Genomic DNA, 23269 nt, shown 5'->3' with positions numbered 1-23269 from the left:
GCGCTTTTTGCTACAGTATCCGCACTTGGATAAACAGGATCTGGCCATGCTCGTTATTATTTCCCCTGCAAAAACTCTCGATTACGACAGCCCGCTGGCGACAGAACGATTCACGCAGCCCGAAATGCTGGACAAGTCGAAACAGCTGATCAAAATTTGCCGCGAGCTGACACCGGCGCAAATCGCCAGCCTGATGAGCATCAGCGACAAGCTGGCCGGGCTGAACGCCGCGCGCTTTAGCGAGTGGCAGCCGAAATTTACCCCAGACAATGCCCGTCAGGCGCTGCTGGCGTTCAAGGGCGACGTTTACACCGGCCTGCAGGCGCAGGATTTCAGCGAAGCCGATTTCGACTTCGCCCAGCAGCATCTGCGCATGCTGTCCGGCCTGTATGGCGTGCTGCGCCCGCTCGATCTGATGATGCCGTACCGGCTGGAGATGGGCATCAGGCTTGAAAACCCGAAAGGCAAAGACCTGTACAGCTTCTGGGGCGATAAAATCACCCAAAAACTCAACGAAGCGCTGGAGCAGCAGGGCGACGACGTGGTGGTCAACCTGGCGTCCGACGAGTATTTCAAGGCGGTGAAGCCGGCCAAACTGCACGGCGCGCTGATCAAACCGGTGTTCCTCGACGAGAAGAACGGCAAGTACAAGGTCATCAGCTTCTACGCCAAGAAAGCGCGCGGGTTGATGAGCCGCTTTATCATCAAAAATCGCCTGACGCGCAGCGAGCAGCTGGTGGACTTCAACCTGGAAGGCTACGCCTTCGACGAAGCCGCCTCGCAGGGCAATGAACTGGTGTTCAAACGCCCGGAGCAGGCATAAAAAAAGCCGTCGCAAGACGGCTTTTCGCATTCTAGCCTGCCGAACCTCAGGCCGGCAGCGCCATCAGGAACTTGCGCAGCTCGGCAAAGCCGGCCGGCAGCGTGTGCGACAGCAGCGGCAGATCGGCCCGCAGCGCCAGCGCTTTCGGCAACGGCAGCTCCTGGCCGAGGATCGCTTCTACGCTCTCTTTAAACTTGGCCGGGTGCGCGGTGCCGAGGAACAGACCGAACTCCCCTTCCTGCAGCCGATCGCGCAGCGCGCGATAGGCAATGGCCGCGTGCGGTTCGGAGATATAACCCAGCTCGGCCAGTTCACGCATCGTTTCCCGGGTGGTCTCATCGCTGACCGCCGCGTGGCCCAGCTCTTTCAGCTGCCAGACCTTACGACGGAACAGCTCTTCCACGCGCGGCCAGTTGTTCGGCTGGCTGACGTCCATGGCGTTGGACAGCGTCGCGACCGTGGCGTGCGGCTGCCACTGGCCGCTGGTCAGGAAGCGCGGCACGGTGTCGTTGGCGTTGGTGGCGGCAATAAAGCGCTTCACCGGCAGGCCCAGCGACTTGGCCAGCAGCCCGGCGGTCAGATCGCCGAAGTTGCCGCTCGGCACCGAAATCACCAGCTGATTGCGCGCTTCCTGCGGCAGCTGCGCCACCGCTTCGAAGTAGTAGCAGATCTGCGCCAGCAAGCGGCTGATGTTGATCGAGTTAGCCGAGTTCAGGTGCAGCGCGTCCTTCAATTCCCGATCGTCGAACGCCTGCTTCACCAGCGCCTGGCAAGCATCGAAGTCGCCGTCGATCGCTACGGTGTGAATGTTGCCGCCCAGAGTACAGAACAGCTTCTCCTGCAGCGGACTGATTTTGCCCTGCGGATAGAGGATCACCACCCGGACGTTTTTCAGGCCGTAGAAGGCGTGCGCCACGGCGGCGCCGGTGTCGCCGGAGGTGGCGGTCAAAATGGTCACCGGCTGATCGCCGGCCACTTCCGCCAGCATCTGCGCCATAAAGCGGCCGCCGAAGTCTTTGAACGCCAGCGTCGGGCCGTGGAACAGCTCCAGGCAGGAGACGTCTTCGGTCACTTTCGCCACCGGCGCCGGGAACTCAAAAGCGGCCTGCACGCGTTTCTTCAGCGCCGCTTCCGGCACCTCTTCGCCGATAAAGGCCGACAGAATGCGGCTGCTGCGGGTGACAAAGTCCTGCTCCAGCAGCTGGTCTATCTCGGTCAGTTCGAACTCCGGCAGCTCCAGCGGGAAGAACAGCCCCTGCTGCTTGCCCAGGCCTTGTTTTATCGCCTGCGCGAAGCTGACCTGCTCGTTGTGATCCTTAAGGTTGTACAGTTTCATGCGTTATCCCAGTAGTCGAGCGCCTGCGGTATCCAGACGGCAAATATGAACAAAACCTTCGTCGTTTTGCAGATAGTGTTGTTGCAGCCAGGCGGCCATGCGCTGCGCGGTGGCGCCGTCGTTGCAGACGGCGAACAGCGTCGGGCCGGAGCCGGAGATGCCGCAGGCCAGCGCGCCGATGTCCTGCGCCGCCTTGCGCGCTTCGGCGAAGCCCGGCAGCAGCCGGGTGCGGTACGGTTCGGCGATCACGTCCTGCATCAATTTGGCGGCCAGCTGCGGCTGACGGGTGTGGCAGGCATGGATAAAGCCGGCCAGATAGCGACCGTGGCTGATGCAATCCTGACGACGGTATTGCGCGGGTAAAATGGCGCGCGCTTCGGCGGTGGAGACCTTGATGCCCGGATAGGCCATGACCCACAGCCAATCGTCGAAGCACGGCACCTCCTGGCTGATGATGCCTTCTTCTTCCAGCATCAGCTGCAGGCCGCCAAGGTAGCAAGGCGCCACGTTATCGTAATGCACGCTGCCGGAAATGCGGCCTTCCAGCTCGCCCATCAGGCCGAGCAGCGTCGTCTCATCCAGCGGCCGATCGCAGAATTCGTTCATCGCCATCAGCCCGGCCACCACCGAACAGGCGCTGGAGCCCAGCCCCGATCCGATCGGCATGTTCTTTTCCAACCGCATCGCCACCGGCACTTCGCGGCCGATCTCTTGGCAGAAGCGCTCCCAGCATTGATAAACGATGTTCTCTTTCGGCTCGGCCGGCAGCTTGCTGACGAAGCGCCCGGCATTCTGCAAACTGAACGTCTCGGCGGCTTCTACGCTGACGCAGTCGCCCAGCAGCGTGCCGTCGATCGGCGAAACCGCCGCGCCCAGCACATCGAAACCGACGCTGACGTTACCGATCGAGGCCGGTGCATACACCTTAACCATATTAAACTCCCAACTTCCATGACAGTGTGCGCAGCAGATCGGCGAACACGCCCGCTGCGGTCACATCGTTACCGGCGCCGTAGCCGCGCAGCACCAGCGGCAGCGGCTGATAGTAGCGGCTGTAGAAGGCCAGCGCGTTCTCGCCGTTCTTCACTTTATACAACGGATCGTTGCCGTCCACCGCCTCGATGCGCACCTTGCAGCGGCCTTCGTCGATCAGGCCGACATAGCGCAGCACCTTGCCTTGCTCGGCGGCGTTGGCCACGTTGCGCGCGAACTCTTTATCCAGCTCCGGCAGGCGCGCCAGGAACTGATCCACGTCGCCCGACGCGTCGAAGGACGGCGGCAGCACCGACTCGACCTCGATATCGCTCAGCTCCAGCTTGTAACCGGCCTCACGCGCCAGGATCAGCAGCTTGCGCGCCACGTCCATACCGGACAGATCGTCGCGCGGATCCGGCTCGGTGTAGCCGTTGGCCCGGGCCTGCAGGGTCGCCGCCGACAGCGACAGCCCTTCGTCCAGCTTGCCGAAGATAAAGGACAGCGAGCCGGACAGGATGCCGGAGAAGCGCACCAGCTCATCGCCGGCGTTCAGCAGGTTTTGCAGGTTCTCAATCACCGGCAAACCGGCGCCGACGTTGGTGTCGTAGAGGAACTTGCGGTGCGAACCGGCGGCCGCCGCGCGCAGTTGCTGATAATAGTTCATCGACGAGGTGTTGGCCTTTTTGTTCGGCGTCACCACGTGGAAACCGTCCGCCAGGAAGTCCACATACTGATCGGCCACCGCCTGGCTGGAAGTGCAGTCGACGATCACCGGGTTCAGCAGGTGATACTCCTTCACCAGCCGGATCAGGCGGCCGAGATTGAACGGCTCCTGCGCGCCGGCCAGCTCGTCGCGCCAGCTGTCCAGCGCGATGCCGTGCACGTTGGTCAGCATCACGCGTGAATTGGCGATGCCGCACACCCGCAGGTCGATATGCTTTTGCTTCAGCCACGGCTGCTGGCGGTAGATCTGCTCGATCAGCGCTCCGCCAACGCCGCCGACGCCGATGACGAACACTTCGATCACCTGATCGGTGTTGAACAGCATCTGGTGACTGACGCGCACGCCGGTGGTGGCGGATTCATTGCTGACCACCACCGAGATTGAACGCTCGGAAGAGCCCTGGGCGATGGCGACGATATTGATGTTGGCGCGCGCCAGCGCGGAGAAGAAGCGCGCGGAGATGCCGCGCAGGGTGCGCATGCCGTCGCCGACTACCGAGATGATCGCCAGGCGTTCCATCACGTCCAGCGGATCCAGCACGCCGTCTTTCAACTCCAGATAGAACTCCTCCTCCAGCGCGCGGCGCGCGCGCAGCAGTTCGCCCTGCGGCACGCAGAAGCTGATGCTGTATTCGGAAGAGGATTGGGTGATCAGCACCACCGAAATGCCGGCGCGCGACATCACGGCGAACACTCGCGCGGCCATGCCGACCATGCCTTTCATGCCCGGGCCGGAGACGTTGATCATCGCCATGTTGTTCAGGTTGGTGATGCCTTTCACCGGCATCGCGTCATCGGTGCTGTCTTTGCCGATCAGCGTGCCGGGGGCCTGCGGGTTGGAGGTGTTTTTAATCAGGCAAGGGATTTGGAATTGGGCAATCGGCGTGATGGTGCGAGGGTGCAGCACTTTGGCGCCGAAATAGGAGAGTTCCATCGCCTCCTGATACGACATCGACTTCAGCAGCCTGGCGTCCGGTACGGTGCGCGGATCGCAGGTATACACGCCGTCGACGTCGGTCCAGATCTCGCAACAGTCGGCGCGCAGGCAGGCGGCCAGCACCGCGGCGGAATAGTCGGAGCCGTTGCGGCCCAGCACCACCAGTTCACCCTTGTCGTTACCGGCGGTGAAACCGGCCATCAGCACGATGTGGTCGGCCGGGATCGCCGCCGCGGCGATGCGTAGCGTGGACTCGGCGATGTCCACCGTGGACTCCAGGTAGTGGCCCTGCGCCAGCAGTTTCTCCACCGGGTTGATCACCGTGACCGGGTAGCCCTTGGCGCGGAACACCCCTTCCATGATGGCGATGGAGAGCTTTTCGCCGCGGCAGATGATCGCCGCGTTCACGCTGTCCGGGCACTGCCCCAGCAGCGAAACGCCGTGCAGCACCTGTTTGAGCTGCGCGAACTCCTGATCGACCACGCCTTTCAAGCGATCGTATTCAAAGCCCGGCAGCGCCTGCGCCAGGCCGCTCAGCAGATCGGCAAAGATCCGCTCGGCGTCGCTGATATTTGGCAGAATGTCCTGGCCCGCCACCGTTTTGTCGATCATCGCCACCAGATGGTTGGTGATCTTTGCGGGGGCGGACAAGACCGTGGCTACCTGTCCCTGACGCGCATTACTCTCCATGATGTCGGCAACGCGCAGAAAACGTTCTGCATTCGCCACCGAGGTTCCGCCAAATTTCAGCACTCGCATGTGTAATCTCTCCGAATTTAAGCCGAAAAAAAAGCCCGCACTGATTAGGTGCGGGCTTTTTTCTGTGTTTCCTGTGCGCGTCAGCCCGCCCCGTTACCTGTGGTATCGGTGGTGGTAATAATTGTGGTTTTCAGGCTGATGTTGCGCATGTTGTCTGTCTGTCTCATGAAATACTCTGTCCCCTCTATTGGTTAAAGCAATCGCTATCCCAAGTCAAACGATTTCTTTTTTTTGCTTATTTTCCGTTCAGCGACGGTAATGCGCGATGCAACAGGTGAAAAGCAAAACGACAGAACAAAAAAACAACTTAAAGCCGATTTACCAGTGGATCACGCTGGGTAACCGTCTGATGGAGCCGCTATCACTTGGCGAGTTTTTTTTCGATGTCGTGCAGCAGCGTATGCAACATCGCCGTATCGCGCTGTTGCAGCGCGCCGAGCCGCTGGTGCAGCCAGTCGCGCAATTTTTGGTCATCGCCGACATCCAATGCGTTCAACAAGGCATCGGCGCGGTGGCGCAGCGCCTTGAGCTGCCCTTCCGACGCCGCCGTTTCCTGCGGCGTGCTGACGCCCATCAGGCTCGCCAGCTGGTAGCAGTAAACCATCACCGCCTGGCCCAGGTTAAGCGACGGATAGTCCGCCTGCATCGGCACGCCGGTCAGCAAATCCGCCAGCGCCAGCTCTTCGTTGGTCAGGCCGGAATCTTCGCGGCCGAACACCAGCGCGGCCTGGCCGACCCACTGCTTGCGCTCGCTCAGCTGTTCCAGCAGCTCGGGCGGCGTGCAGTAATAGTGAAAACGCGCGCGGCTGCGGGCGGTGGTGGCGACGGTGAAATCCACGTCCGCCAGCGCCTGTTCCAGCGTGGTGAACGTTTGCACGCCGTCGAGGATCTCGCCGGCTCCGTGCGCCACCCAGCGCGCCGCCGGCTGCAGGTGCGCCTCGCTGTCGACGATGCGCAACGACGTGAAGCCCATGGTTTTCATCGCGCGCGCCGCCGCGCCGACATTTTCCGGCCGCGCCGGAGCCACTAAAACAATATGAAGCTGCATCACTCTTCCACCGAAGGCAGGCCTGCGCTTTTGACGATGGCGCAGCGCCCGCTTATATTTACAATTGCGTAACAATAAACGCGTTAATAGCAACAAACAAGATTAAACGGCTCGTTGAGCTAATAAACCCGTCGTAATAGTCATTATTCGTGCTTATGTTTTACTGCATTTATTTATCAATAAGTTAAAACAAGGCGATGATCAATAAGCGAATAATTGTATCCTATCGGGCCGGATAATGCTGAATCGTTCACAGAATTTGAGGTTCTGTGACTTAAACTGGCATTTCTGTAAGTGTTTTTCACAAATCTGTTAACGTGCTACAATTGAATTTGATATATGTCAACAAAGCGTAGTTTTGTTGGGTGATGAATTCGGCACACGCTGTTATATTGCTGTTAATGGGGTTAGGATATGCGCCAATTTGGCACCCCAGGGGTTGTAGGGAACAGCATCCCCACCAGGCTAGCGATCTTGTTGACATGAGATGGAAAGTGCATCAAGAACGAGTTTACGTACTTTAGTCATTTGCTGAGAGGGAACGTGGCGCTATCTCTGCCCTCCTCTAAGAAAACAAAGACTTCTGTACTTCCGATTTTCTATTTTGTTGGCAATTTTAGGTAGCAAATATGCAGACCCCGCACATTCTGATTGTCGAAGACGAGTTAGTCACTCGTAACACCCTGAAGAGCATTTTCGAGGCGGAAGGCTACATTGTTCATGAAGCCAATGATGGTGCAGAGATGCACAATATCCTGTCTGAAAATGATATCAATCTGGTCATCATGGACATCAACCTGCCAGGCAAAAACGGCCTGCTGTTGGCGCGCGAACTGCGTGAACAGGCCAGCGTCGCCTTGATGTTCCTGACCGGTCGCGATAACGAAGTGGACAAAATCCTCGGCCTGGAAATCGGCGCCGACGATTACATCACCAAGCCGTTCAACCCGCGTGAGCTGACCATCCGCGCGCGCAACCTGCTGTCGCGCACCATGAACCTGGGCAGCCTCGGCGAAGAGCGCCGCCTGGTCGAGAGCTACAAGTTCAACGGTTGGGAGCTGGACATCAACAGCCGCTCGCTGATCAGCCCGGCCGGCGAACAGTACAAGCTGCCGCGCAGCGAATTCCGCGCCATGCTGCACTTCTGCGAAAACCCGGGCAAGATCCAGTCCCGCGGCGAACTGCTGAAGAAAATGACCGGCCGCGAGCTGAAGCCGCATGACCGCACCGTGGACGTCACCATCCGTCGCATTCGCAAACACTTCGAATCGACGCCGGACACGCCGGAAATCATCGCCACCATTCACGGCGAAGGCTACCGCTTCTGCGGCGATCTGGAAGAGTAATTCCGGCCTGCCGTCATGAAAACGGGGTTCAGCATGCTGAACCCCGTTTTTTTATTTCGTCTCAGCCCACGGCATGATCGGCACCGCGCTCAGCGCGTTCTTCGGCGAACCGTCGATCACCTTGTCGGAGTAGCTCAGGTAAATCAGCGAATTGCGCTTGGCGTCGTAGAAGCGCACCACCTGCAGCTTCTTGAACACCAGCGAGGTGCGTTTCTGGAATACCACCTCGCCTTCCGACTTGCCGTTTTTGATCTTGTCGCTCAGCTCGATAGGACCCACCTGCTGGCAGGAAATGGCCGCGTCGGCGGTGTCTTCCGCCAGCCCCAGACCACCTTTGATGCCGCCGGTTTTGGCGCGGCTGATATAACAAGTTACATTTTTAACATCCGGATCGTCGAATGCTTCCACCACGATTTTGTGGTCCGGCCCCAACAATTTAAACACGGTATCAACGGAGCCCACCTGCTCCGCCTGCGCGCTGCCAACGGTTGCGCAAACCAAACCGAATAAAAATATCCAGCCTTTTTTCATTTACTTAACTCCGATATAACCTTGCCGCAAAAATAGGTTCGGCGATCGCCATTATTTATGTCTAAGCTCACGGAATCGGTTTTTTACGGGTCCGCACCGTCCGTTTTAGCACAGAGCGTGACAAAAATCTTTGAGAGTCGCGGAGTAAAAAAATTGCTATGATGCGGCGTCGTTATTTCTTTGCGCCCACTACGGTGTACCCCAATCCAACTCTGGCGCGGCAAGCGCAGCAGAGGCAAAGAGTGCAACGCATAATGGCTCATGGATCGGTCTGATAGCGCAGCACCAGCGTGACGAATCAACAGTTCGGGTTCCTACCCCCAAGCTTTACGAGGAAGATCTATGGATCAAGCCGGTATCATTCGTGATCTGCTTAGCTGGCTGGAAAGCCATTTGGACCAACCCTTGTCGCTGGATAACGTGGCGGCCAAGGCCGGCTATTCCAAATGGCACCTGCAACGGATGTTCAAAGATATTACCGGTAACGCCATCGGTGCTTACATCCGGGCAAGGAGGCTGTCCAAAGCCGCCGTCGCGCTGCGTTTGACCAGCCGGCCGATTTTGGATATCGCCCTGCAGTATCGCTTCGACTCGCAGCAGACCTTCACCCGCGCCTTCAAAAAACAGTTTGCGCAAACGCCGGCGCTGTACCGCCGCGCCGAGGACTGGAACGCATTCGGCATCTGCCCGCCGATCCGTCTGGGGGCTTTCACCCTGCCGCAGCCGGAATTCGTCTCGCTGCCGGACAAGCGCCTGGTCGGCCTGACCCAAAGCTACTCGTGTACGCTGGAACAGATCACCACCGTGCGCACCGAGCTGCGCTCGCAGTTCTGGCGTCAGTTCCTCGGTGACGTCGAAACCCTGCCGCCGGTGCTGTACGGGCTGCACCACTCGCGGCCGAGCCAGGAGAAGGACGACGAACAGGAAGTGCTGTACACCACGGCGCTGGAGCCGGATCAGGTGCCTGACAAGGCGCAGGAAGGCCAGCCGCTGGTGTTGCCGGGCGGTGAGTTTGCGATGTTCAGCTACGAAGGGCCCACTGAGGGCCTGCAAGACTTTATTCTGACGGTCTACGGCACCTGCCTGCCGGCGCTCCAGCTGACGCGCCGCAAAGGGCACGACATCGAACGCTTCTACCCGAAAGGCGAGCGCCGTCCGCATCAGGCACCTATCGAGATCAAGTGCGATTACCTGATCCCGATTCGGCGTTAACGCTGCAGTTCGTCCAACGCGGGCATGTCCAGATGCGTGACATCGCCCGCCGTCTCCACGATCCAGCCGGAAGCCAGCCACGGGCTCTGCTGGTGATCGACGCGCGACAGTGAACAGTTGCGCAAGCGCAAACGGCGTTCCGCATAGGCCGGCAACCCCAGCACCGTACTGATCAAACACCCCAACGCGATGCCATGGCTGACGAGCAGCGGCTTGCTGCCTTCAGGCAGCATCAGGCAGCTCTCCAGCGCGGCGCGCATGCGCTCGCCCAGCTCCTCCATGGATTCGCCTTGAGGGATACGGCCGTCAGGAGTACCATCGACCATCTGTTTGCGCCACTGCTCTTCCTGCGGCGTCAAACTGTCGATCAGGCGTTCTTCCAGAACCCCCATGTGCAGCTCACGCAAACGCGGATCGCCTATCACTTCGCAGCCACAGGCTTCGGCGATGATCTGCGCGGTGCGGCGCGTGCGCCCCAGATCGCTGGTAATGATGTGCGTAATGCCTTCCTTACTGACGCGCCTGGCGACCAGACGGGCCTGGTGTTCACCCATGGCGGTTAACGGGCTGTCGGACTGACCCTGGATGCGGCGAGCCGCGTTCCATTCCGTTTCGCCATGGCGAACGAGGTATACCTGTAACATTTTTGTTTTCCGTTATACTGCGTGAAATTTGCGTTTATCCCCGGCCCGGCGGCGCTTTTGCCGCTGCCCGGTGTATCGGCCAGAAGGATATCAAACCCGTTATGTACCATGTTGTCGCTGCAACTACCAACCCGGCAAAGATCAAGGCTATTCAACTGGCCTTCGATGACGTCTTTGGCGCGAACCAATACCGCATTGAATCCGTTGACGTCGCCAGCGGCGTCTCGCTGCAGCCGATAGGCAACCACGAAACCCGCACCGGTTCGCGTCAACGCGTCATGGAAGCGCGCCAGGTCAGACCCGAGGCCGATTTTTGGGTCGGCGTGGAAGCCGGGATTGAAGAGAATATGACCTTCGCCTGGATGACCATCGAGAACCCGCACATCCGCGGCGAATCCCGCTCGGCGAGCCTGATGCTGCCGGAAGTCATCTTACAAGGTATTCGCGCCGGTCGCGAATTGGGCAGCGAAATGGCGGCGATCACCGGCAATGCCGAGGTGAAGCGCCAGGGCGGCGCCATCGGCGTCTTCACCGACGGCCGGCTGAGCCGCACCAGCGTTTACCACCAGGCGCTGCTGCTGGCGCTGGTGCCGTTTCACAACGCCATCTATCAGCAATAGCACCGATCCCGCTAGGGCGCGTCGTGCAACAGCTGCTGCTCAAGCCACTGTTTCAGCTCGGGTGAAGCCGCTTTCAGGCTGTTCGAGCCGCGGGTGATGGTGGCGATCCCCGCGCCCAGTTCATTTTTCAGCTCGCGCTGGCTCATCTCGCCGCGCATCAGTTCCTGAATGATCCGCACCCGGGTGCCCAGCGCGGTGCGCTCGTCCGGCGTCAGCATCAGCTGCAGCAGCGGTTGATGCAGCTCTTGCGCAAACGAATTCTGCAGCAGCGCGACGAAGCGCAGCCAATCCTCATTGCCTTGTTCTGAAAGAGCGGGGTCGTTTAACGATAATTGCGTCATGGCAGCCACCATACTATTTAACTAGTACAGCAGCATACCATAGGGCCGTCAAAATCAATAACGTCTCTGCCACTCGGCGTCGGTCAGCACCTTGGCCGGCCGGTGCGTCAGATAGCGGTAAAACGCATCGTAGGCCAGCACATTCTTGACGTAGCCGCGGGTTTCCGAGAACGGAATGCTTTCGATGAACGCCACCGGATCGATACGCCCCGCGCTGTTGCCCAGCCAGGTGTTCACCCGTGACGGGCCGGCGTTATAGGCGGCGCTCGACAGGATCCGGTTGCGGCCGAACTGCTGATAGACCGACTCCAGATAGCTGGTGCCGATGGTGATGTTGGTCTGCGGATCGAACAGCTGGCTCGGGCCGACGTAGCCGGGAATATTGAACATCTGCACCGTATGCTGCGCGGTGCGCGGCATCACCTGCATCAGGCCGGAAGCGCCAACCGGCGACTGCGCCTTCGGATTCCAGGCGCTCTCCTGGCGCGCTATCGCCATCGCATAGCTGGTGGTGATCCCCTTGTTATCGGTGGCGCGGCGGAACTCCTGCGGCCAGGCGACCGGGAAGCGTTCCTCCAGGTGATCCCACAGCTTGCCGACGATGGTCGCCTGCACGCTCAGATCGGCCCATTTTTGCTCAAAGGCGTAGCGCGCCAGCGCCTCTTGTTCCGGTCGGCTGCGGCTGGCGACGTAGGAGCCCCACTCGCTGCGGGCCAGGTTGTCCATGTTCCAGTACATCAGCTCGCGCACCCGGGCAACCTCCGGCCCGTCGACCAGCGACGCGCGCGGCTTGGCCGCCACCGCCACCATCACCGGGTAAGTGGCGTTCAGCTTCTGCGCCGCCGCCATCGGATAGAAGCCGCGTTCGGTCATCAGGTTACGCAATATCTCCTCGCCTTCGGCGCGTTTGCCTTCGTCCATCAACTGACTGGCGCGCCAGTAGCGCCACTCATCCTTGTTGCGCGACGCTTCCGGCAGGCGGGCCAGCCAGGTCGCCACGCCCTGCCGATCGCCGTTGCCCAACGCCATGCGCACCCGGCGCTCCAGCAGCGAAGGCGAACGGCTGCGCAGAATCACCCGATCGCGCCACTGCGCCTGTTCATAGGTGGCATCGCTGCCCATCAGGCGCCAGGCCACCGCCTCTTCCAGCCCCAGCCGCTCGTCGTCGCTCATTTTCTGCAGCCGCGCGAGCGTCGGGATCATCGCCCGCGCGTTTTCCACATCCTGCCGCGCCAGGCGCTCAAAGGCGATGCCGGTGGCGGCGCGGGTAAAGTCGGTCGGCCCCACGCTGCGGGCGAAGGCTTCCACGGTGGTCGGATCGTTTTGCAAACGCACCAGGGCGTTGCCCATGGTCTGGTAGTCGGCCGGCAGCTGGCTGTAGAGGTTGCTGACCAGCGAACTGTTGCCCTCCTTCAACGCCAGCTTCATGCGCGCCAGAATATCCAGCGGCGTCTGCTTGCCTGCGCCGCGCCAGACGCTGAACAGCCGATCGCAGGCGCCCGGCAGCGTTTTGCCGTTCAGCCACAGTTCGTCGGCGCCGCTCCAGGCCGCCTGCTGATCGCCGGTGGCCCACTTGGCGTAGTAATAGTTGCAGCGCGCCGCCACCGGTTTGGGCGGCTGCGGGCTGAAGGCCAACAGGGTGCGCCAGTCTTCGCGCCGCGCCAGCTCATTGACGAAGCGCGGGGCCAGTGATTTCGCCGGCGGCAGCGTCGGGTTGCGTTTGATAAAGTCGTTCACCTCGGAGAACCCCGCCTGGCTCAGATCCTGTGTCAGCTCGCGGTATTCCAGGTAAGGATAAAGCGGATAATCGCGCAGCGTCGGCATCAGCTGCGCCACCACGCCCATCTGATTGCCGTCCCACGCCTGTTTGATCTGCTGGTAGCGCTGACGTTGCGCATCCAGAGAATCCGCCAGCGCCGCGCCTGAAAACGCCGTCAGGCACAGGCCCATTGCCAACAGCCGTCGCTTGTCCACCTTGACCATCCTCGCTCTTTCCTCACTGGTTGGACCGCAGGAGCCGCCCAGCTCCCCGGTGACCGCCGCGCCACGGCGCAGCGGGACAAAATAAAGCCGGGCGCACGGCCCGGACGCAGATATCTACCATAGACAGCGCAATCGCTCATCCATTCAATACTGTAGAAGAAGAAGTGTATCGCCATGACGGGAGCCAGGTAAAAAACGTTTACTTTGGCTGACAAATCAGGCCGACGGGATATTTCCAGCCACCGGATTTTTATTAGCCACCCCGGCATTTATAAGAGAAGTAAAATAATTTTTAATTATTAGCTATGACATTATTGCATTTGTGAGATGACGCCGCCGTTGCGCAAATCGCCTGACAGCTGGCCAAACGCGCCAACTTTGCAGAAAAGCGGTGGCAAACCCGGGTAGGCATTTTTATACTATCAAAAATAAGTAGGATAATTCCGAGAAAACAGCACATAAAGCGCCCAACGAAGACATCTTATAATACAATCCGCGCCAATTATGGGTGAGATAGTGTTCATTAGGCAGTGCGACTGACAGCTTTCAGCAAAACGATTGTCCCTTCAAGCGGGCCGAACTTTTCCTTGTCAGGCCACGGCCTGCGGGCGGTGGATCAGGCCGGAATGGCGGGTGAAGATGGCGAATAAGACCGCGATAGCGATGCGTTGCGCAAAAAGCCCCGTGCCGGGCTTCCTTGGCGCACGTCTGAATATCGGTCGCCTGCTGCTGATCGTGTTGTTGGTGCTGCTGACGTTGTCCGGGCCTGCGCGCGCCGCCGATGATCCCTATCAAAAACGCACGCACGCCGTGACGACCGTGGTGGTAGGCATCATCAGCTACGCCCGCTGGTCGCGTGAACCCAATCCGATCCGCTTGTGCGTGACCGCACCCACCCAGTATGCCGAAGGGCTGTTCGATCCGATCCTGCTGAGCGCCCCGCGTCCGATTAAAGCCGAGCGTGTGCCGTTCGACAGCCCAACGCTGAGTACCGGCTGCGATGTCATCTACTTAGGGAACATCACCGCCGCGCAGAGACAAAATTTCATGCAGCGCATTTCCGGCAACTCCATTCTCAGCATCAGCGAGAACGATAGCGAATGCTCCGCCGGCAGCGCATTTTGCCTGCAGATCGATGGGGACCAGGCCAGTTTCAAGGTCAACCTGGACGCTCTGGCGCGCAGCGGCGTGCGCGTTCACCCCAACGTGCTGCAGCTGGCACGCAAACAGGCGCCGCCGCTATGAGGCTGTTGCACAGAAACCGCGCCGGCAATGCGCGTCCGACGCTGGGCCGAGTGCTGCAGCGGGTGCATCTTGGGCTGGCGCTGATCGCCGTCGGCACCGCCGGCATCTTTTTGACGCTGGTGGCGCTGTTTGCGCTGCGCGCCTATGCCGACCACAACCTGCACCTGATCGCGCGCTCCATCAGCTATACCGTCGAGGCCGCCGTGGTGTTTGAAGACGGCGCCGCCGCGCGTGAGGCGCTGATGCTGATCGCCTCCAACGAAGAGATCCTGGAGGCGCGCATTCTGGATAATAAAGGCAAGATGCTGGCCAGCTGGCGCCATCCCTCCGACAGCCCGCTGCACGGTCTGGAGCAGATGGTTGCGCACTGGGCGCTGCCCGAGCCGGTCATCCTGCCTATTTCTCACGGGGGCAAACAGGTCGGCCAGGTCTGGTTGAGCGGCAACGGCGGCAGCCTGTTGCGTTTCCTGTTGCGCGGCCTGGTCGGCATGATCGCCTGCATGGTGCTCAGCACCCTGTGCGCTCTGGTGTTGTCGCGCCGTATGCTGGTCGGCATCGTCAGTTCGCTGGACGACATCGCCAACGTGGCGCACGCGGTGCGCCGCGATCGCACCTTCGGCCTGCGGGTGCCGTCGGCGCCGATCGCCGAGCTGCATGAGCTCAGCAACGATTTCAACGGCTTGCTCGACGAGCTGGAGGCCTGGCAGGCCCATCTGAAGCAGGAGAACGACTCGCTGGCTCACCGGGCGACGCACGACAGCCTGACCGGATTGCCGAACCGCGCCTTCTTCGAAGGGCGGCTGAGCCGGGCGCTGGGCGATATCGAACCGCCGGCGAAATTGGCGGTGCTGTTTATCGACGGCGATCGCTTCAAGGAGGTGAACGACAGTTATGGCCACGCCGCAGGCGATGCGGTGCTGACCACCATTGCCGGGCGCATTCGCGCGCAGCTGCGCGAGACCGATCTGGTCGCGCGTCTGGGCGGGGATGAATTTGCCGTGCTGCTGGCGCCGGTACACGGCACGGAAGATGTCCTGCAGATCGCTGACAACATCATCGATTGCATGACGCAACCGGTCATTTTGCCGAACGACGAGGCGGTCATTACCTCTCTGAGTATCGGTATTGCGCTGTACCCTGATCACGCGTCGACGCCTCAGGGTCTTTTGCACGAAGCTGACGATGCGATGTATCAGGCAAAGCATCGTTATAACGGAGGCTGGCGGCTGGCTATACATAAATAAGAGCCCCGGCTATAACACTTGAACTAGGGATTTTGACTATGATACAGCAACTGTTTAAAGGTCGTTTTTCACTGCTGACGATGGTGTTCGTCGCCCTGCTGGCGCTCGCCGGCTGCCAGAGCAAACCGCAGGGCCTGACGCCCGAGCAGATCGCGCTGCTGCAATCGCAGGGCTTCAAACTGACCGATAACGGCTGGGAGTTCGGCCTGTCGGATAAAGTGCTGTTCGGCAACAACATCGGCAAGCTGAACCCGGAAAGCACCGAGACGGTGCAGAAGATGGGCCGCGCGCTGCTGAGCGTCGGCATCACCAAGTTCCGCCTGGACGGTCATACCGACAACTACGGTGAAGACAGCTATAACGACCAGCTCTCTCTGCGCCGCGCCGATGCGGTGGCCGATCTGCTGGCCAGCGTCGGCATTCCGCGCGCCAATATCGAAACCCGCGGCATGGGCAAGCGCGATCCCGTTGCCGACAACCGCACCTCCAGCGGCCGCGCGGAAAACCGCCGCGTCGCGATCGTCGTCACGCCATAAGCCACCAATATGCGCCTTTATCGGCGCATAAACGGTTATACTTAGCGATCGCTGAGCGATGTCTGGGATCCGAGATCGAAACGGGCTACACTCATGCCGCCAGACATCCTATAAATACTGATATAGAGAGGCTTAGAGCAACGTGGCTCAATACGTCTATACCATGCACCGCGTCGGCAAGGTGGTACCGCCGAAGCGTCATATTTTGAAAAACATCTCCCTGAGCTTCTTCCCCGGGGCCAAAATCGGCGTACTGGGCCTGAACGGCGCCGGTAAGTCCACCCTGCTGCGCATCATGGCCGGCATCGATACCGATATCGAAGGGGAAGCGCGCCCGCAGCCGGGCATCAAGATCGGTTACCTGCCGCAGGAGCCGCAGCTTAACCTCGAACACACCGTGCGTGAGTCGGTGGAAGAAGCGCTGGCGGAAGTGGTCGGCGCGCTGAAGCGCCTGGACGAAGTGTACGCGCTGTACGCCGAAGAAGGTGCAGACTTCGACAAGCTGGCCGCCGAACAGGGTCGCCTGGAAGAGATCATTCAGGCGCACGACGGTCACAACCTCAACGCCCAACTGGAACGCGCCGCCGACGCGCTGCGCCTGCCGGACTGGGACGCCAAAATCGCCCACCTGTCCGGGGGTGAACGCCGCCGCGTCGCGCTGTGCCGCCTGCTGCTGGAAAAACCGGACATGCTGCTGCTGGACGAACCGACCAACCACCTGGACGCCGAGTCCGTGGCCTGGTTGGAACGCTTCCTGCACGACTTCGAAGGCACCGTGGTGGCGATCACCCACGACCGTTACTTCCTGGATAACGTGGCCGGCTGGATCCTCGAACTGGACCGCGGCGAGGGCATTCCATGGGAAGGCAACTACTCTTCCTGGCTGGAGCAGAAAGACGCGCGTCTGGCGCAGGAAGCGTCCGCCGAAGCCGCTCGCCGCAAGTCGATCGAGAAAGAGCTGGAGTGGGTGCGTCAGGGCGCCAAAGGCCGCCAGTCCAAAGGCAAGGCCCGTTTGGCCCGCTTCGAAGAGCTGAACAACACCGAATACCAGAAACGTAACGAAACCAACGAACTGTTCATTCCACCTGGCGCACGCCTGGGCGACAAAGTGGTCGAAGTCAGCAACCTGCGCAAGTCCTACGGCGACCGCCTGCTGATCGACGACCTGTCGTTCTCGGTGCCGAAAGGGGCAATCGTCGGCATCATCGGTCCGAACGGCGCGGGTAAATCCACGCTGTTCCGCATGATGTCCGGCCAGGAACAGCCTGATTCCGGCAGCATCGTGCTGGGCGACACCGTCAAGCTGGCGTCCGTCGATCAGTTCCGCGACAGCATGGACGGTTCGAAAACCGTGTGGGAAGAAGTCTCCGGCGGGCAGGACATCATGCGCATCGGCAACACCGAGATGCCGAGCCGCGCCTATGTCGGCCGCTTCAACTTCAAGGGCGTCGATCAGGGCAAACGCGTGGGCGAGCTGTCCGGCGGTGAGCGTGGCCGTCTGCACCTGGCCAAGCTGCTGCAGGTTGGCGGCAACGTGCTGCTGCTCGATGAACCGACCAACGACCTGGATATCGAAACCCTGCGCGCGCTGGAAAACGCCCTGCTGGAATTCCCTGGCTGCGCCATGGTGATCTCGCACGACCGTTGGTTCCTCGACCGTATCGCCACCCACATTCTGGACTACCAGGATGAAGGCAAGGTGGAATTCTTCGAAGGCAACTTCACCGAGTACGAAGAGTACAAAAAGCGTACGCTGGGCGCCGACGCGCTCGAGCCGCACCGCATCAAGTACAAGAAGATCGCCAAGTAATGCCCGAGGCGCCGCATGCGGCGCCTTTTTTACGCCTGCGCCCGGCGATAGTCGCGCGGTGAGCACGCCATCACGCGTTTGAACGCGTGGCTGAAAGCGCTGTCGGAATCGTACCCCAAACGCTGCGCGATAGCGGAGACCGGTTCGCCGCCGGTACGCAGCGCCCGCGCCGCCAGCAGCATGCGCCAGCGCGACACGTACTCGAGCGGCGCCATGCCGGCTTTCTGCTTGAAGCGCAGCGCCAACGTCGAACGGGAAACGCTCGCCGCGTCGGCCAACGCCGCCACCGTCCAGCGCCGGGCCGGATCGGCATGTACCGCCTGCATCGCGGCGCCGATGCGCGGATCGAACAAAGCGGGTAGCCAGCCGGACGCCGCACTCTCCTCCCCCATCAGGTAAATCCGCAGCGCCTGGGTCAACATGATTTGCCCCAGATGATGCGCCATCAACGTACTGCCCGGCGAAGGCCTCACCAGCTCATCCGCCAGCCGCTGCAGCGCCCATTGCAGCACGGCTGCCTCTTCCGTGCCCCCGCGGATCACCATCAACGCGGGCAGGCTGCCGAACAGCCGCTCCACCTCCTCGCCAAAGCTAAAACGGCCGCCGATAAACAGGCACGTTTCCCCCTCGCCGCAGCTCGCCACGCCGTTTTGCGCCTGCAGATAAAGCGCGTCGGCGTCGAGCGCCGGAAGAGACAAGTCGCTGCCGACGGTCAGCGGCAGGCTGCGAGTCAGCAGTAAACAGTCGCCGGCCGCCAGCCACAGCGGTTCTGCCAGCCCTTCCGCCGCCAACCAACAGCCGCCGCGCACCACCGCGTTGAACTTCCCGCCTTGCGGAGCGGGAAAATGAACGGCCCAGTCGCCGCCGGCCTTCAGGCCGCCGAAAAACGCATTCTGGCTGTTCAGTGGCGCCAGCACTTCCGATAAAGGATCCATATCCTCTCCCCATAAAGATCTTGCAAGAGCATAACCCGCGCGATGCGCTGGTCGAAGACTTTAGGACGATGGCGACAGAAATTAGGTTTTTGTTGCATTCATCCGCCGGATAGCGCCGATTTACACTCCCTGTGTCACAGCCAACCACAGCGAGGAATCCCCAATGAACAAACAAACGCCCATCGGCTCTGGCTTCAACGCCACCACCACCGCCGCCGACGTGCTCAAAGATCGTCAACTGGCCGGCATGACGGCGCTAGTCACCGGCGGCCATTCCGGCCTGGGGTTGGAAACGACTCGCGCATTGACGCAGGCGGGAGCACAGGTGATTGTCGCCGCCCGCGATCCCGTCATCGCCCGCACTCGTCTGGCCCTCGCCGGTATCAGCAACGTCGACATTTATGAGCTTGATTTGGCCGATCTGAACAACATCAGAGAGTTCACGCAACATCTTCTGGCGTCCGGCGTCCACCTCGATATGGTGATCTGCGGTGCCGGCATCATGGCCTGTCCAGAAACCCGCATCGGCCCAGGCTGGGAGGCACAATTCGCGATCAACCACCTGGGGCATTACGCGCTGGTGAACCATCTCTGGCCGGCATTGGCGGGCGGCGCCCGCGTTGTCGTCATCTCCTCTTCCGGCCACCATGCCAGCGCCATACGCTGGAATGACGTGCAGTTTCACAGCGGCTATGACAAGTGGCGGGCCTACGGCCAGTCGAAAACCGCTAATGCGTTATTCGCCGTGCACCTCGACAAACGAGGACGAGCCGCCGGTGTACGCGCCTTCACGCTGCATCCCGGCATGATCCCCACGCCACTGCAGCGTTACCTCTCGCAGGAAGAGATGTTCGCATTGGACTGGATCGACGCCGACGGCAAACCCGCACACCCGGAAATGCTGAAAACGCCGCAACAGGGTGCGGCAACCCAGGTGTGGGCGGCGACATCGCCTCAACTCAATGGCCTTGGCGGATTGTATTGCGAAGACTGCGATATCGCCCGGCGCAACGATGACGAGGGCCTTTCCTTCAGCGGCGTAAAAAGCTACGCCGTCGATCCTGAACAGGCCCAACGCCTGTGGGAATTGTCGGCGCAACTCACCGGCATCGACATCTTCGGCAAGATTTAAACAGGAGCCCCCTATGCAGAATCGCCAAATCATCCTCGGTAAACTCCCACAGGGAAAGCTGACCGTCGATTGTTTTCAGACTCGCGAGACCCCGATGCCGATCCCCGGCCCCGGAGAGGTTCTGTTGCGCACGCTTTACGTGCCTTTGGATGCGGCCAGCAGAGCCTGGATGCAGGGCGTCACCTATCGTTCCGGATTGCAGCCAGGAGACATCATGGCCGCGACGACGCTGGCCGAAGTCGTCACGTCGCGCTCTTCCCTGCTGGCCGCCGGCGATATCGTGTTGGCGGAAACCGGCTGGCAAACCTTCACGGCCCTGCCGGCGGCTGAGGCGCTCAAACAGCCGGACATCGTTCCGCATACGCACTTGCTCAGCGTTTACGGCGTGCCCGGACTCACCGCTTACTTCGGCCTGCTGGAATGCGGACGCCCCAAGGCCGGTGAAACCGTCGTCATTTCTGCCGCCGCAGGGGCGGTAGGCATGTTCGCCGGACAAATCGCCCGGCTCCACGGCTGCCGCACGGTGGGCATTGCCGGCGGCGCCGCCAAAACGGCTCTGCTGACGGACAGGCTGGGTTTCGACGCGGCGATAGATTATAAGGCGGGGAATCTGCATGACGGCCTGCGCCGCTCGTGCCCCAACGGCATTGACGTGCTGTTCGACAACGTCGGCGGCGATATTTTGGCGGCCTGCCTGCCGCACATGGCGAAACAGGGGCGCATTGTTTGCTGCGGCGCGGTGTCGCAGTACGATACGGCCTCCCCACCGGCCGCGCCGGCCGGGATCCCCGGTTTGCTGATCGTCAACAGCTTGACGATGCGGGGGTTCCTGGTGGCCGACTTCCTTCACCGACAAGAACAGGCGCTGACGGCGCTCACGGCCTGGGTCGCGGAGAAGAAATTAGCGGTCATCGAAGATCTGATCGCCGGTTTTGAGCTGCTGCCCGCGGCCTTGGTTGGCCTGCTGGCGGGGGAGAACACAGGAAAGCGCATCGTGCAAGTGACGTAATATCTTGTTTAACCCAGGAGCGGCCTGGGCTTCCTTGGTTCTTATTCCCGCGGCAGCTCGCGGGCATAGTCGTCGAACGCCGGATGCTGCAGCACCACATCGATGAAGCAGGCCAGCGCCGGGGAGTTCAGCTTGCGGCTCGGGTAAACCAGATACAGCTCGTTGCCCTCCGCGCGCCACGCCGGCAAGACTTCCACCAACAGCTTCTGCGCCACCACCTCGCGGCTGAGAAACGCCGGCAACAGCGTGATCCCCGCGCCGGCGATAGCGCATTCACGCGCATACAGCAGGTTGTCGGTGGTGTGCGCCAGCGGCAGCTGCCAACGGTAGTAGTCGTCGCCGCAGCGCAGGTTCCAGGCCGTCCAGGCGCGGTGGGCAATGCAGCGATGCTGTTGCAGTTGTTGCGGGTGTTCGATCGGCGGATGCTGCGCCAGATAGGACGGCGCGGCCAACAGATAGCGCGGCGCATACCCGAGACGGCGACCGATCAGCGAAGAATCCTGCGGCTTGCCGGTGCGCAGCGCAGCGTCGAAGCCTTCCTGCACCAGATCCACCATGGCGTCGGACACCGACACCTCCAGCGAAACGTCCGGGTATTGGCGCTGAAAATCCGCCGCCAGCCGCGCCACCAGGGTCGCCCCCAGCCCGGCGGGCGTTGAAATGCGCAGGCGGCCGCTCGGGTTATCGCGCAGCCGCTGCAACGCCAGATCGGCGCGTTCCGCGGCGGACATCATCGCCTGACAATGTTCCAGATAGCGCTCACCGGCGAAGGTCAGGTTCAGCTGGCGCGTGGTGCGATTGAGCAAGCGCAGCCCCAGCGTCTGTTCGAGCTGGCTGATGCGCTGGCTGACGCTGGACTTCGGCAACCCGACGCGCTGCGCGGCGGCGGTGAAGCTGCCGCACTCCGCCACCAGCGCGAACAGCGCCATGTCCTGCAGCTGTTTGAATTCCATTGTTCACCTTAAACGAACACTCCGTTAGATATTGTCCATCTTATCACCCCACTGCCGCGGGTCTACACTGGGGACATCATTTAAAAGGAGCACAATCATGTCGATAAAAGCCATTGCCGTAGACCCGCAGAACCCCGCCGGTTTCATCGAAATCTCACCGGAGATGCCGGTTCCCGGCCAGTACGATCTGCTGGTGGCAGTGAAAGCGGCGTCGGTCAACCCGGTGGACACCAAAGTGCACGCCGGTCTGCAAAAGAGCGGCCTGCAGCAGCCGCGCATCCTCGGCTGGGACGCCAGCGGCGTGGTGGTAGAGGTGGGCAGCGGCGTCAGCGGCTTCAAGCCCGGCGATGAAGTGTGGTACGCCGGCGACATCACCCGCCCCGGCAGCAACAGCAGCCACCAGCTGATCGACTCACGCATCGCCGCGCACAAGCCGCGCAGCCTGAACTGGGCCGAGTCCGCCGCCCTGCCGCTCACCGCCCTCACCGCCTGGGAAGCGCTGTTCGAACACCTGAACATTCAGGATGCGCCGGAGCACAAGACACTGCTGATCATCGGCGGCGCCGGCGGCGTCGGCTCGCTGGCCATTCCGCTGGCCGCGCTGCGCAGCAAGGTGAAAGTGATTGCCACCGCCTCAAGGCCGGAATCCGCCGCCTGGTGCCATGAACGCGGCGCCGATCTGGTGGTGGACTACCGCGATCTGAAGGGCAACCTGGCGCAGCACGGCATCGAGCAGGTGGATTACATCCTCTGTCTGAACGATACCGACGGCCACTGGCCGGCGATGGCCGAGCTGGTCGCGCCGCTGGGCCATATCTGCACCATCGTCGAGAACGCGCAGCCGTTGGATCAAAACGCGCTGAAGCTGAAAAGCGCCGCGCTGCACTGGGAATTCATGTTCACCCGCAGCATGTTCACCACCCCGGACATCGCGCAGCAAGGCAAGATCCTGCTGCAGATGGCGCAGTTGCTGGACGAAGGCAAGCTGAGCACCACGCTGAGCGAAACCCTGCACGGGCTGTCGGTAGAAACGCTGACCGCCGCGCATCAACGGCTGCTCGGCGGCCATATGCAAGGCAAGCTGGTTATCGCTTACTAAGCCTGAATCGCGGCGGCGTTTTGCGCCG

The 23269-nt window shown here is 61.1% G+C and carries 22 protein-coding genes and 1 other annotated feature; of the genes, 11 read left to right on the top strand and 11 right to left on the bottom strand.

From position 1 onward, the window contains the following. Window positions 1–46: 46 nt before the first annotated feature. Window positions 47–823 carry a peroxide stress protein YaaA gene (gene yaaA / locus SSARUM_RS03100; protein ID WP_033638662.1) on the top strand — a complete coding sequence of 259 codons (777 nt, stop codon included), beginning with the start codon at window positions 47–49 and terminating at the stop codon, window positions 821–823. A gap of 46 nt (window positions 824–869) precedes the next feature. On the opposite strand, the gene thrC is transcribed toward yaaA, so the two are convergent. From thrC to SSARUM_RS03075, 5 genes are all read right to left on the bottom strand, one after another. Next, window positions 870–2159 carry a threonine synthase gene (thrC, locus tag SSARUM_RS03095; protein ID WP_033637047.1) on the bottom strand — a complete coding sequence of 430 codons (1290 nt, stop codon included), beginning with the start codon at window positions 2157–2159 and terminating at the stop codon, window positions 870–872. 3 nt (window positions 2160–2162) lie between these two features. Next, window positions 2163–3092 (bottom strand): homoserine kinase, encoded by a 930-nt coding sequence (gene thrB, locus SSARUM_RS03090; protein ID WP_047569370.1) that lies wholly within the window; start codon window positions 3090–3092, stop codon window positions 2163–2165. 1 nt (window position 3093) lies between these two features. Then, complete coding sequence (thrA, locus tag SSARUM_RS03085; RefSeq protein ID WP_033649141.1) at window positions 3094–5553, bottom strand: bifunctional aspartate kinase/homoserine dehydrogenase I; 2460 nt, start codon at window positions 5551–5553, stop codon at window positions 3094–3096. A 24-nt stretch (window positions 5554–5577) separates the two neighbouring features. Next, window positions 5578–5695 (bottom strand) — a sequence feature (Thr leader region). Then, entirely contained in the window at window positions 5634–5702 is a 69-nt protein-coding gene (gene thrL / locus SSARUM_RS03080) for a thr operon leader peptide (protein WP_086581142.1), read from the bottom strand. Its footprint overlaps the feature before it by 62 nt. A gap of 212 nt (window positions 5703–5914) precedes the next feature. Continuing rightward, entirely contained in the window at window positions 5915–6601 is a 687-nt protein-coding gene (locus SSARUM_RS03075; protein WP_043148163.1) for a tRNA/rRNA methyltransferase, read from the bottom strand. Between the two features lie 629 nt (window positions 6602–7230). Between SSARUM_RS03075 and arcA the strand changes: the two genes are divergently transcribed. Next, window positions 7231–7947 carry a two-component system response regulator ArcA gene (gene arcA / locus SSARUM_RS03070; RefSeq protein WP_004933003.1) on the top strand — a complete coding sequence of 239 codons (717 nt, stop codon included), beginning with the start codon at window positions 7231–7233 and terminating at the stop codon, window positions 7945–7947. Window positions 7948–7998: 51 nt separating this feature from the next. Here arcA and creA read toward each other — a convergent pair whose 3' ends face one another. Next, complete coding sequence (gene creA, locus SSARUM_RS03065; protein ID WP_033637043.1) at window positions 7999–8478, bottom strand: protein CreA; 480 nt, start codon at window positions 8476–8478, stop codon at window positions 7999–8001. 342 nt (window positions 8479–8820) lie between these two features. Here creA and robA point away from each other — a divergent pair, with 342 nt between their 5' ends. After that, entirely contained in the window at window positions 8821–9690 is an 870-nt protein-coding gene (gene robA / locus SSARUM_RS03060; RefSeq protein ID WP_033637041.1) for an MDR efflux pump AcrAB transcriptional activator RobA, read from the top strand. Here robA and gpmB read toward each other — a convergent pair. Beyond that, the gene (gene gpmB, locus SSARUM_RS03055; RefSeq protein WP_025305227.1) at window positions 9687–10334 is read right to left on the bottom strand and encodes a 2,3-diphosphoglycerate-dependent phosphoglycerate mutase GpmB; all 648 of its coding nucleotides are present in this window, start codon (window positions 10332–10334) and stop codon (window positions 9687–9689) included. The two genes, robA and gpmB, sit on opposite strands and share 4 nt — an antisense overlap. 101 nt (window positions 10335–10435) lie before the next feature. Between gpmB and yjjX the strand changes: the two genes are divergently transcribed. Continuing rightward, window positions 10436–10954, top strand: a complete 519-nt coding sequence (yjjX, locus tag SSARUM_RS03050) for an inosine/xanthosine triphosphatase (protein ID WP_033637040.1) — start codon at window positions 10436–10438, stop codon at window positions 10952–10954. 11 nt (window positions 10955–10965) lie between these two features. Here the strand turns inward: yjjX and trpR are convergent, their stop codons facing one another. Then, the gene (gene trpR / locus SSARUM_RS03045) at window positions 10966–11295 is read right to left on the bottom strand and encodes a trp operon repressor (protein WP_004933017.1); all 330 of its coding nucleotides are present in this window, start codon (window positions 11293–11295) and stop codon (window positions 10966–10968) included. 54 nt (window positions 11296–11349) lie between these two features. Next, window positions 11350–13278, bottom strand: a complete 1929-nt coding sequence (gene sltY, locus SSARUM_RS03040; RefSeq protein WP_060430875.1) for a murein transglycosylase — start codon at window positions 13276–13278, stop codon at window positions 11350–11352. A 633-nt stretch (window positions 13279–13911) separates the two neighbouring features. Here sltY and SSARUM_RS03035 point away from each other — a divergent pair. The 4 genes from SSARUM_RS03035 to ettA all read left to right on the top strand — a co-directional run bounded on the left by SSARUM_RS03035 (window position 13912) and on the right by ettA (window position 18113). Further along, complete coding sequence (locus SSARUM_RS03035; RefSeq protein WP_369783288.1) at window positions 13912–14523, top strand: YfiR family protein; 612 nt, start codon at window positions 13912–13914, stop codon at window positions 14521–14523. Further along, window positions 14520–15767 carry a diguanylate cyclase domain-containing protein gene (locus SSARUM_RS03030; RefSeq protein WP_033649137.1) on the top strand — a complete coding sequence of 416 codons (1248 nt, stop codon included), beginning with the start codon at window positions 14520–14522 and terminating at the stop codon, window positions 15765–15767. Before SSARUM_RS03035 ends, SSARUM_RS03030 begins: the two co-directional genes overlap by 4 nt. Before the next feature lie 38 nt (window positions 15768–15805). After that, window positions 15806–16303 carry an OmpA family protein gene (locus SSARUM_RS03025; RefSeq protein ID WP_033649136.1) on the top strand — a complete coding sequence of 166 codons (498 nt, stop codon included), beginning with the start codon at window positions 15806–15808 and terminating at the stop codon, window positions 16301–16303. Window positions 16304–16445: 142 nt separating this feature from the next. After that, window positions 16446–18113: an energy-dependent translational throttle protein EttA gene (ettA, locus tag SSARUM_RS03020; RefSeq protein ID WP_025159620.1), complete on the top strand. Its 1668-nt coding sequence runs from the start codon at window positions 16446–16448 to the stop codon at window positions 18111–18113. A gap of 29 nt (window positions 18114–18142) precedes the next feature. On the opposite strand, the gene SSARUM_RS03015 is transcribed toward ettA, so the two are convergent. Continuing rightward, window positions 18143–19048, bottom strand: coding sequence for an AraC family transcriptional regulator (locus SSARUM_RS03015; protein ID WP_033652884.1), 906 nt, complete (start codon window positions 19046–19048; stop codon window positions 18143–18145). 163 nt (window positions 19049–19211) lie between these two features. Here SSARUM_RS03015 and SSARUM_RS03010 point away from each other — a divergent pair, with 163 nt between their 5' ends. Further along, window positions 19212–20180, top strand: a complete 969-nt coding sequence (locus tag SSARUM_RS03010) for an SDR family NAD(P)-dependent oxidoreductase (protein WP_060388144.1) — start codon at window positions 19212–19214, stop codon at window positions 20178–20180. 13 nt (window positions 20181–20193) lie between these two features. After that, entirely contained in the window at window positions 20194–21189 is a 996-nt protein-coding gene (locus SSARUM_RS03005; protein ID WP_060388145.1) for an NADP-dependent oxidoreductase, read from the top strand. 41 nt (window positions 21190–21230) lie between these two features. On the opposite strand, the gene SSARUM_RS03000 is transcribed toward SSARUM_RS03005, so the two are convergent. Further along, on the bottom strand, window positions 21231–22142 hold the full coding sequence (locus SSARUM_RS03000; RefSeq protein WP_033637033.1) for a LysR family transcriptional regulator: 912 nt from the start codon (window positions 22140–22142) through the stop codon (window positions 21231–21233). A gap of 97 nt (window positions 22143–22239) precedes the next feature. Here SSARUM_RS03000 and SSARUM_RS02995 point away from each other — a divergent pair, with 97 nt between their 5' ends. Further along, window positions 22240–23241, top strand: a complete 1002-nt coding sequence (locus SSARUM_RS02995) for a zinc-binding alcohol dehydrogenase family protein (RefSeq protein ID WP_060388146.1) — start codon at window positions 22240–22242, stop codon at window positions 23239–23241. The last annotated feature ends 28 nt before the right edge of the window (window positions 23242–23269 follow it).

It is taken from the genome of Serratia sarumanii (genome assembly GCF_029962605.1).
Taxonomy (GTDB): Bacteria; Pseudomonadota; Gammaproteobacteria; order Enterobacterales; family Enterobacteriaceae; genus Serratia; species Serratia sarumanii.
The sequence above is the reverse complement of the archived record's forward strand: the minus strand, read 5'-3'. Positions and strand labels throughout refer to the sequence as shown.

Excerpts from the sequence above, each read along its gene's own strand:
- robA (WP_033637041.1), top strand. The coding sequence starts at position 8,821 with ATGGATCAAGCCGGTATCATTCGTGATCTGCTTAGCTGGCTGGAAAGC.
- sltY (WP_060430875.1), bottom strand. The coding sequence starts at position 13,278 with ATGGTCAAGGTGGACAAGCGACGGCTGTTGGCAATGGGCCTGTGCCTG.
- thrC (WP_033637047.1), bottom strand. The coding sequence starts at position 2,159 with ATGAAACTGTACAACCTTAAGGATCACAACGAGCAGGTCAGCTTCGCG.
- SSARUM_RS03030 (WP_033649137.1), top strand. The coding sequence starts at position 14,520 with ATGAGGCTGTTGCACAGAAACCGCGCCGGCAATGCGCGTCCGACGCTG.
- SSARUM_RS03075 (WP_043148163.1), bottom strand. The coding sequence starts at position 6,601 with ATGCAGCTTCATATTGTTTTAGTGGCTCCGGCGCGGCCGGAAAATGTC.
- SSARUM_RS03000 (WP_033637033.1), bottom strand. The coding sequence starts at position 22,142 with ATGGAATTCAAACAGCTGCAGGACATGGCGCTGTTCGCGCTGGTGGCG.
- SSARUM_RS02995 (WP_060388146.1), top strand. The coding sequence starts at position 22,240 with ATGTCGATAAAAGCCATTGCCGTAGACCCGCAGAACCCCGCCGGTTTC.
- thrB (WP_047569370.1), bottom strand. The coding sequence starts at position 3,092 with ATGGTTAAGGTGTATGCACCGGCCTCGATCGGTAACGTCAGCGTCGGT.
- yaaA (WP_033638662.1), top strand. The coding sequence starts at position 47 with ATGCTCGTTATTATTTCCCCTGCAAAAACTCTCGATTACGACAGCCCG.
- gpmB (WP_025305227.1), bottom strand. The coding sequence starts at position 10,334 with ATGTTACAGGTATACCTCGTTCGCCATGGCGAAACGGAATGGAACGCG.
- SSARUM_RS03005 (WP_060388145.1), top strand. The coding sequence starts at position 20,194 with ATGCAGAATCGCCAAATCATCCTCGGTAAACTCCCACAGGGAAAGCTG.
- SSARUM_RS03010 (WP_060388144.1), top strand. The coding sequence starts at position 19,212 with ATGAACAAACAAACGCCCATCGGCTCTGGCTTCAACGCCACCACCACC.
- SSARUM_RS03015 (WP_033652884.1), bottom strand. The coding sequence starts at position 19,048 with ATGGATCCTTTATCGGAAGTGCTGGCGCCACTGAACAGCCAGAATGCG.
- creA (WP_033637043.1), bottom strand. The coding sequence starts at position 8,478 with ATGAAAAAAGGCTGGATATTTTTATTCGGTTTGGTTTGCGCAACCGTT.
- arcA (WP_004933003.1), top strand. The coding sequence starts at position 7,231 with ATGCAGACCCCGCACATTCTGATTGTCGAAGACGAGTTAGTCACTCGT.
- SSARUM_RS03025 (WP_033649136.1), top strand. The coding sequence starts at position 15,806 with ATGATACAGCAACTGTTTAAAGGTCGTTTTTCACTGCTGACGATGGTG.
- trpR (WP_004933017.1), bottom strand. The coding sequence starts at position 11,295 with ATGACGCAATTATCGTTAAACGACCCCGCTCTTTCAGAACAAGGCAAT.
- thrA (WP_033649141.1), bottom strand. The coding sequence starts at position 5,553 with ATGCGAGTGCTGAAATTTGGCGGAACCTCGGTGGCGAATGCAGAACGT.
- yjjX (WP_033637040.1), top strand. The coding sequence starts at position 10,436 with ATGTACCATGTTGTCGCTGCAACTACCAACCCGGCAAAGATCAAGGCT.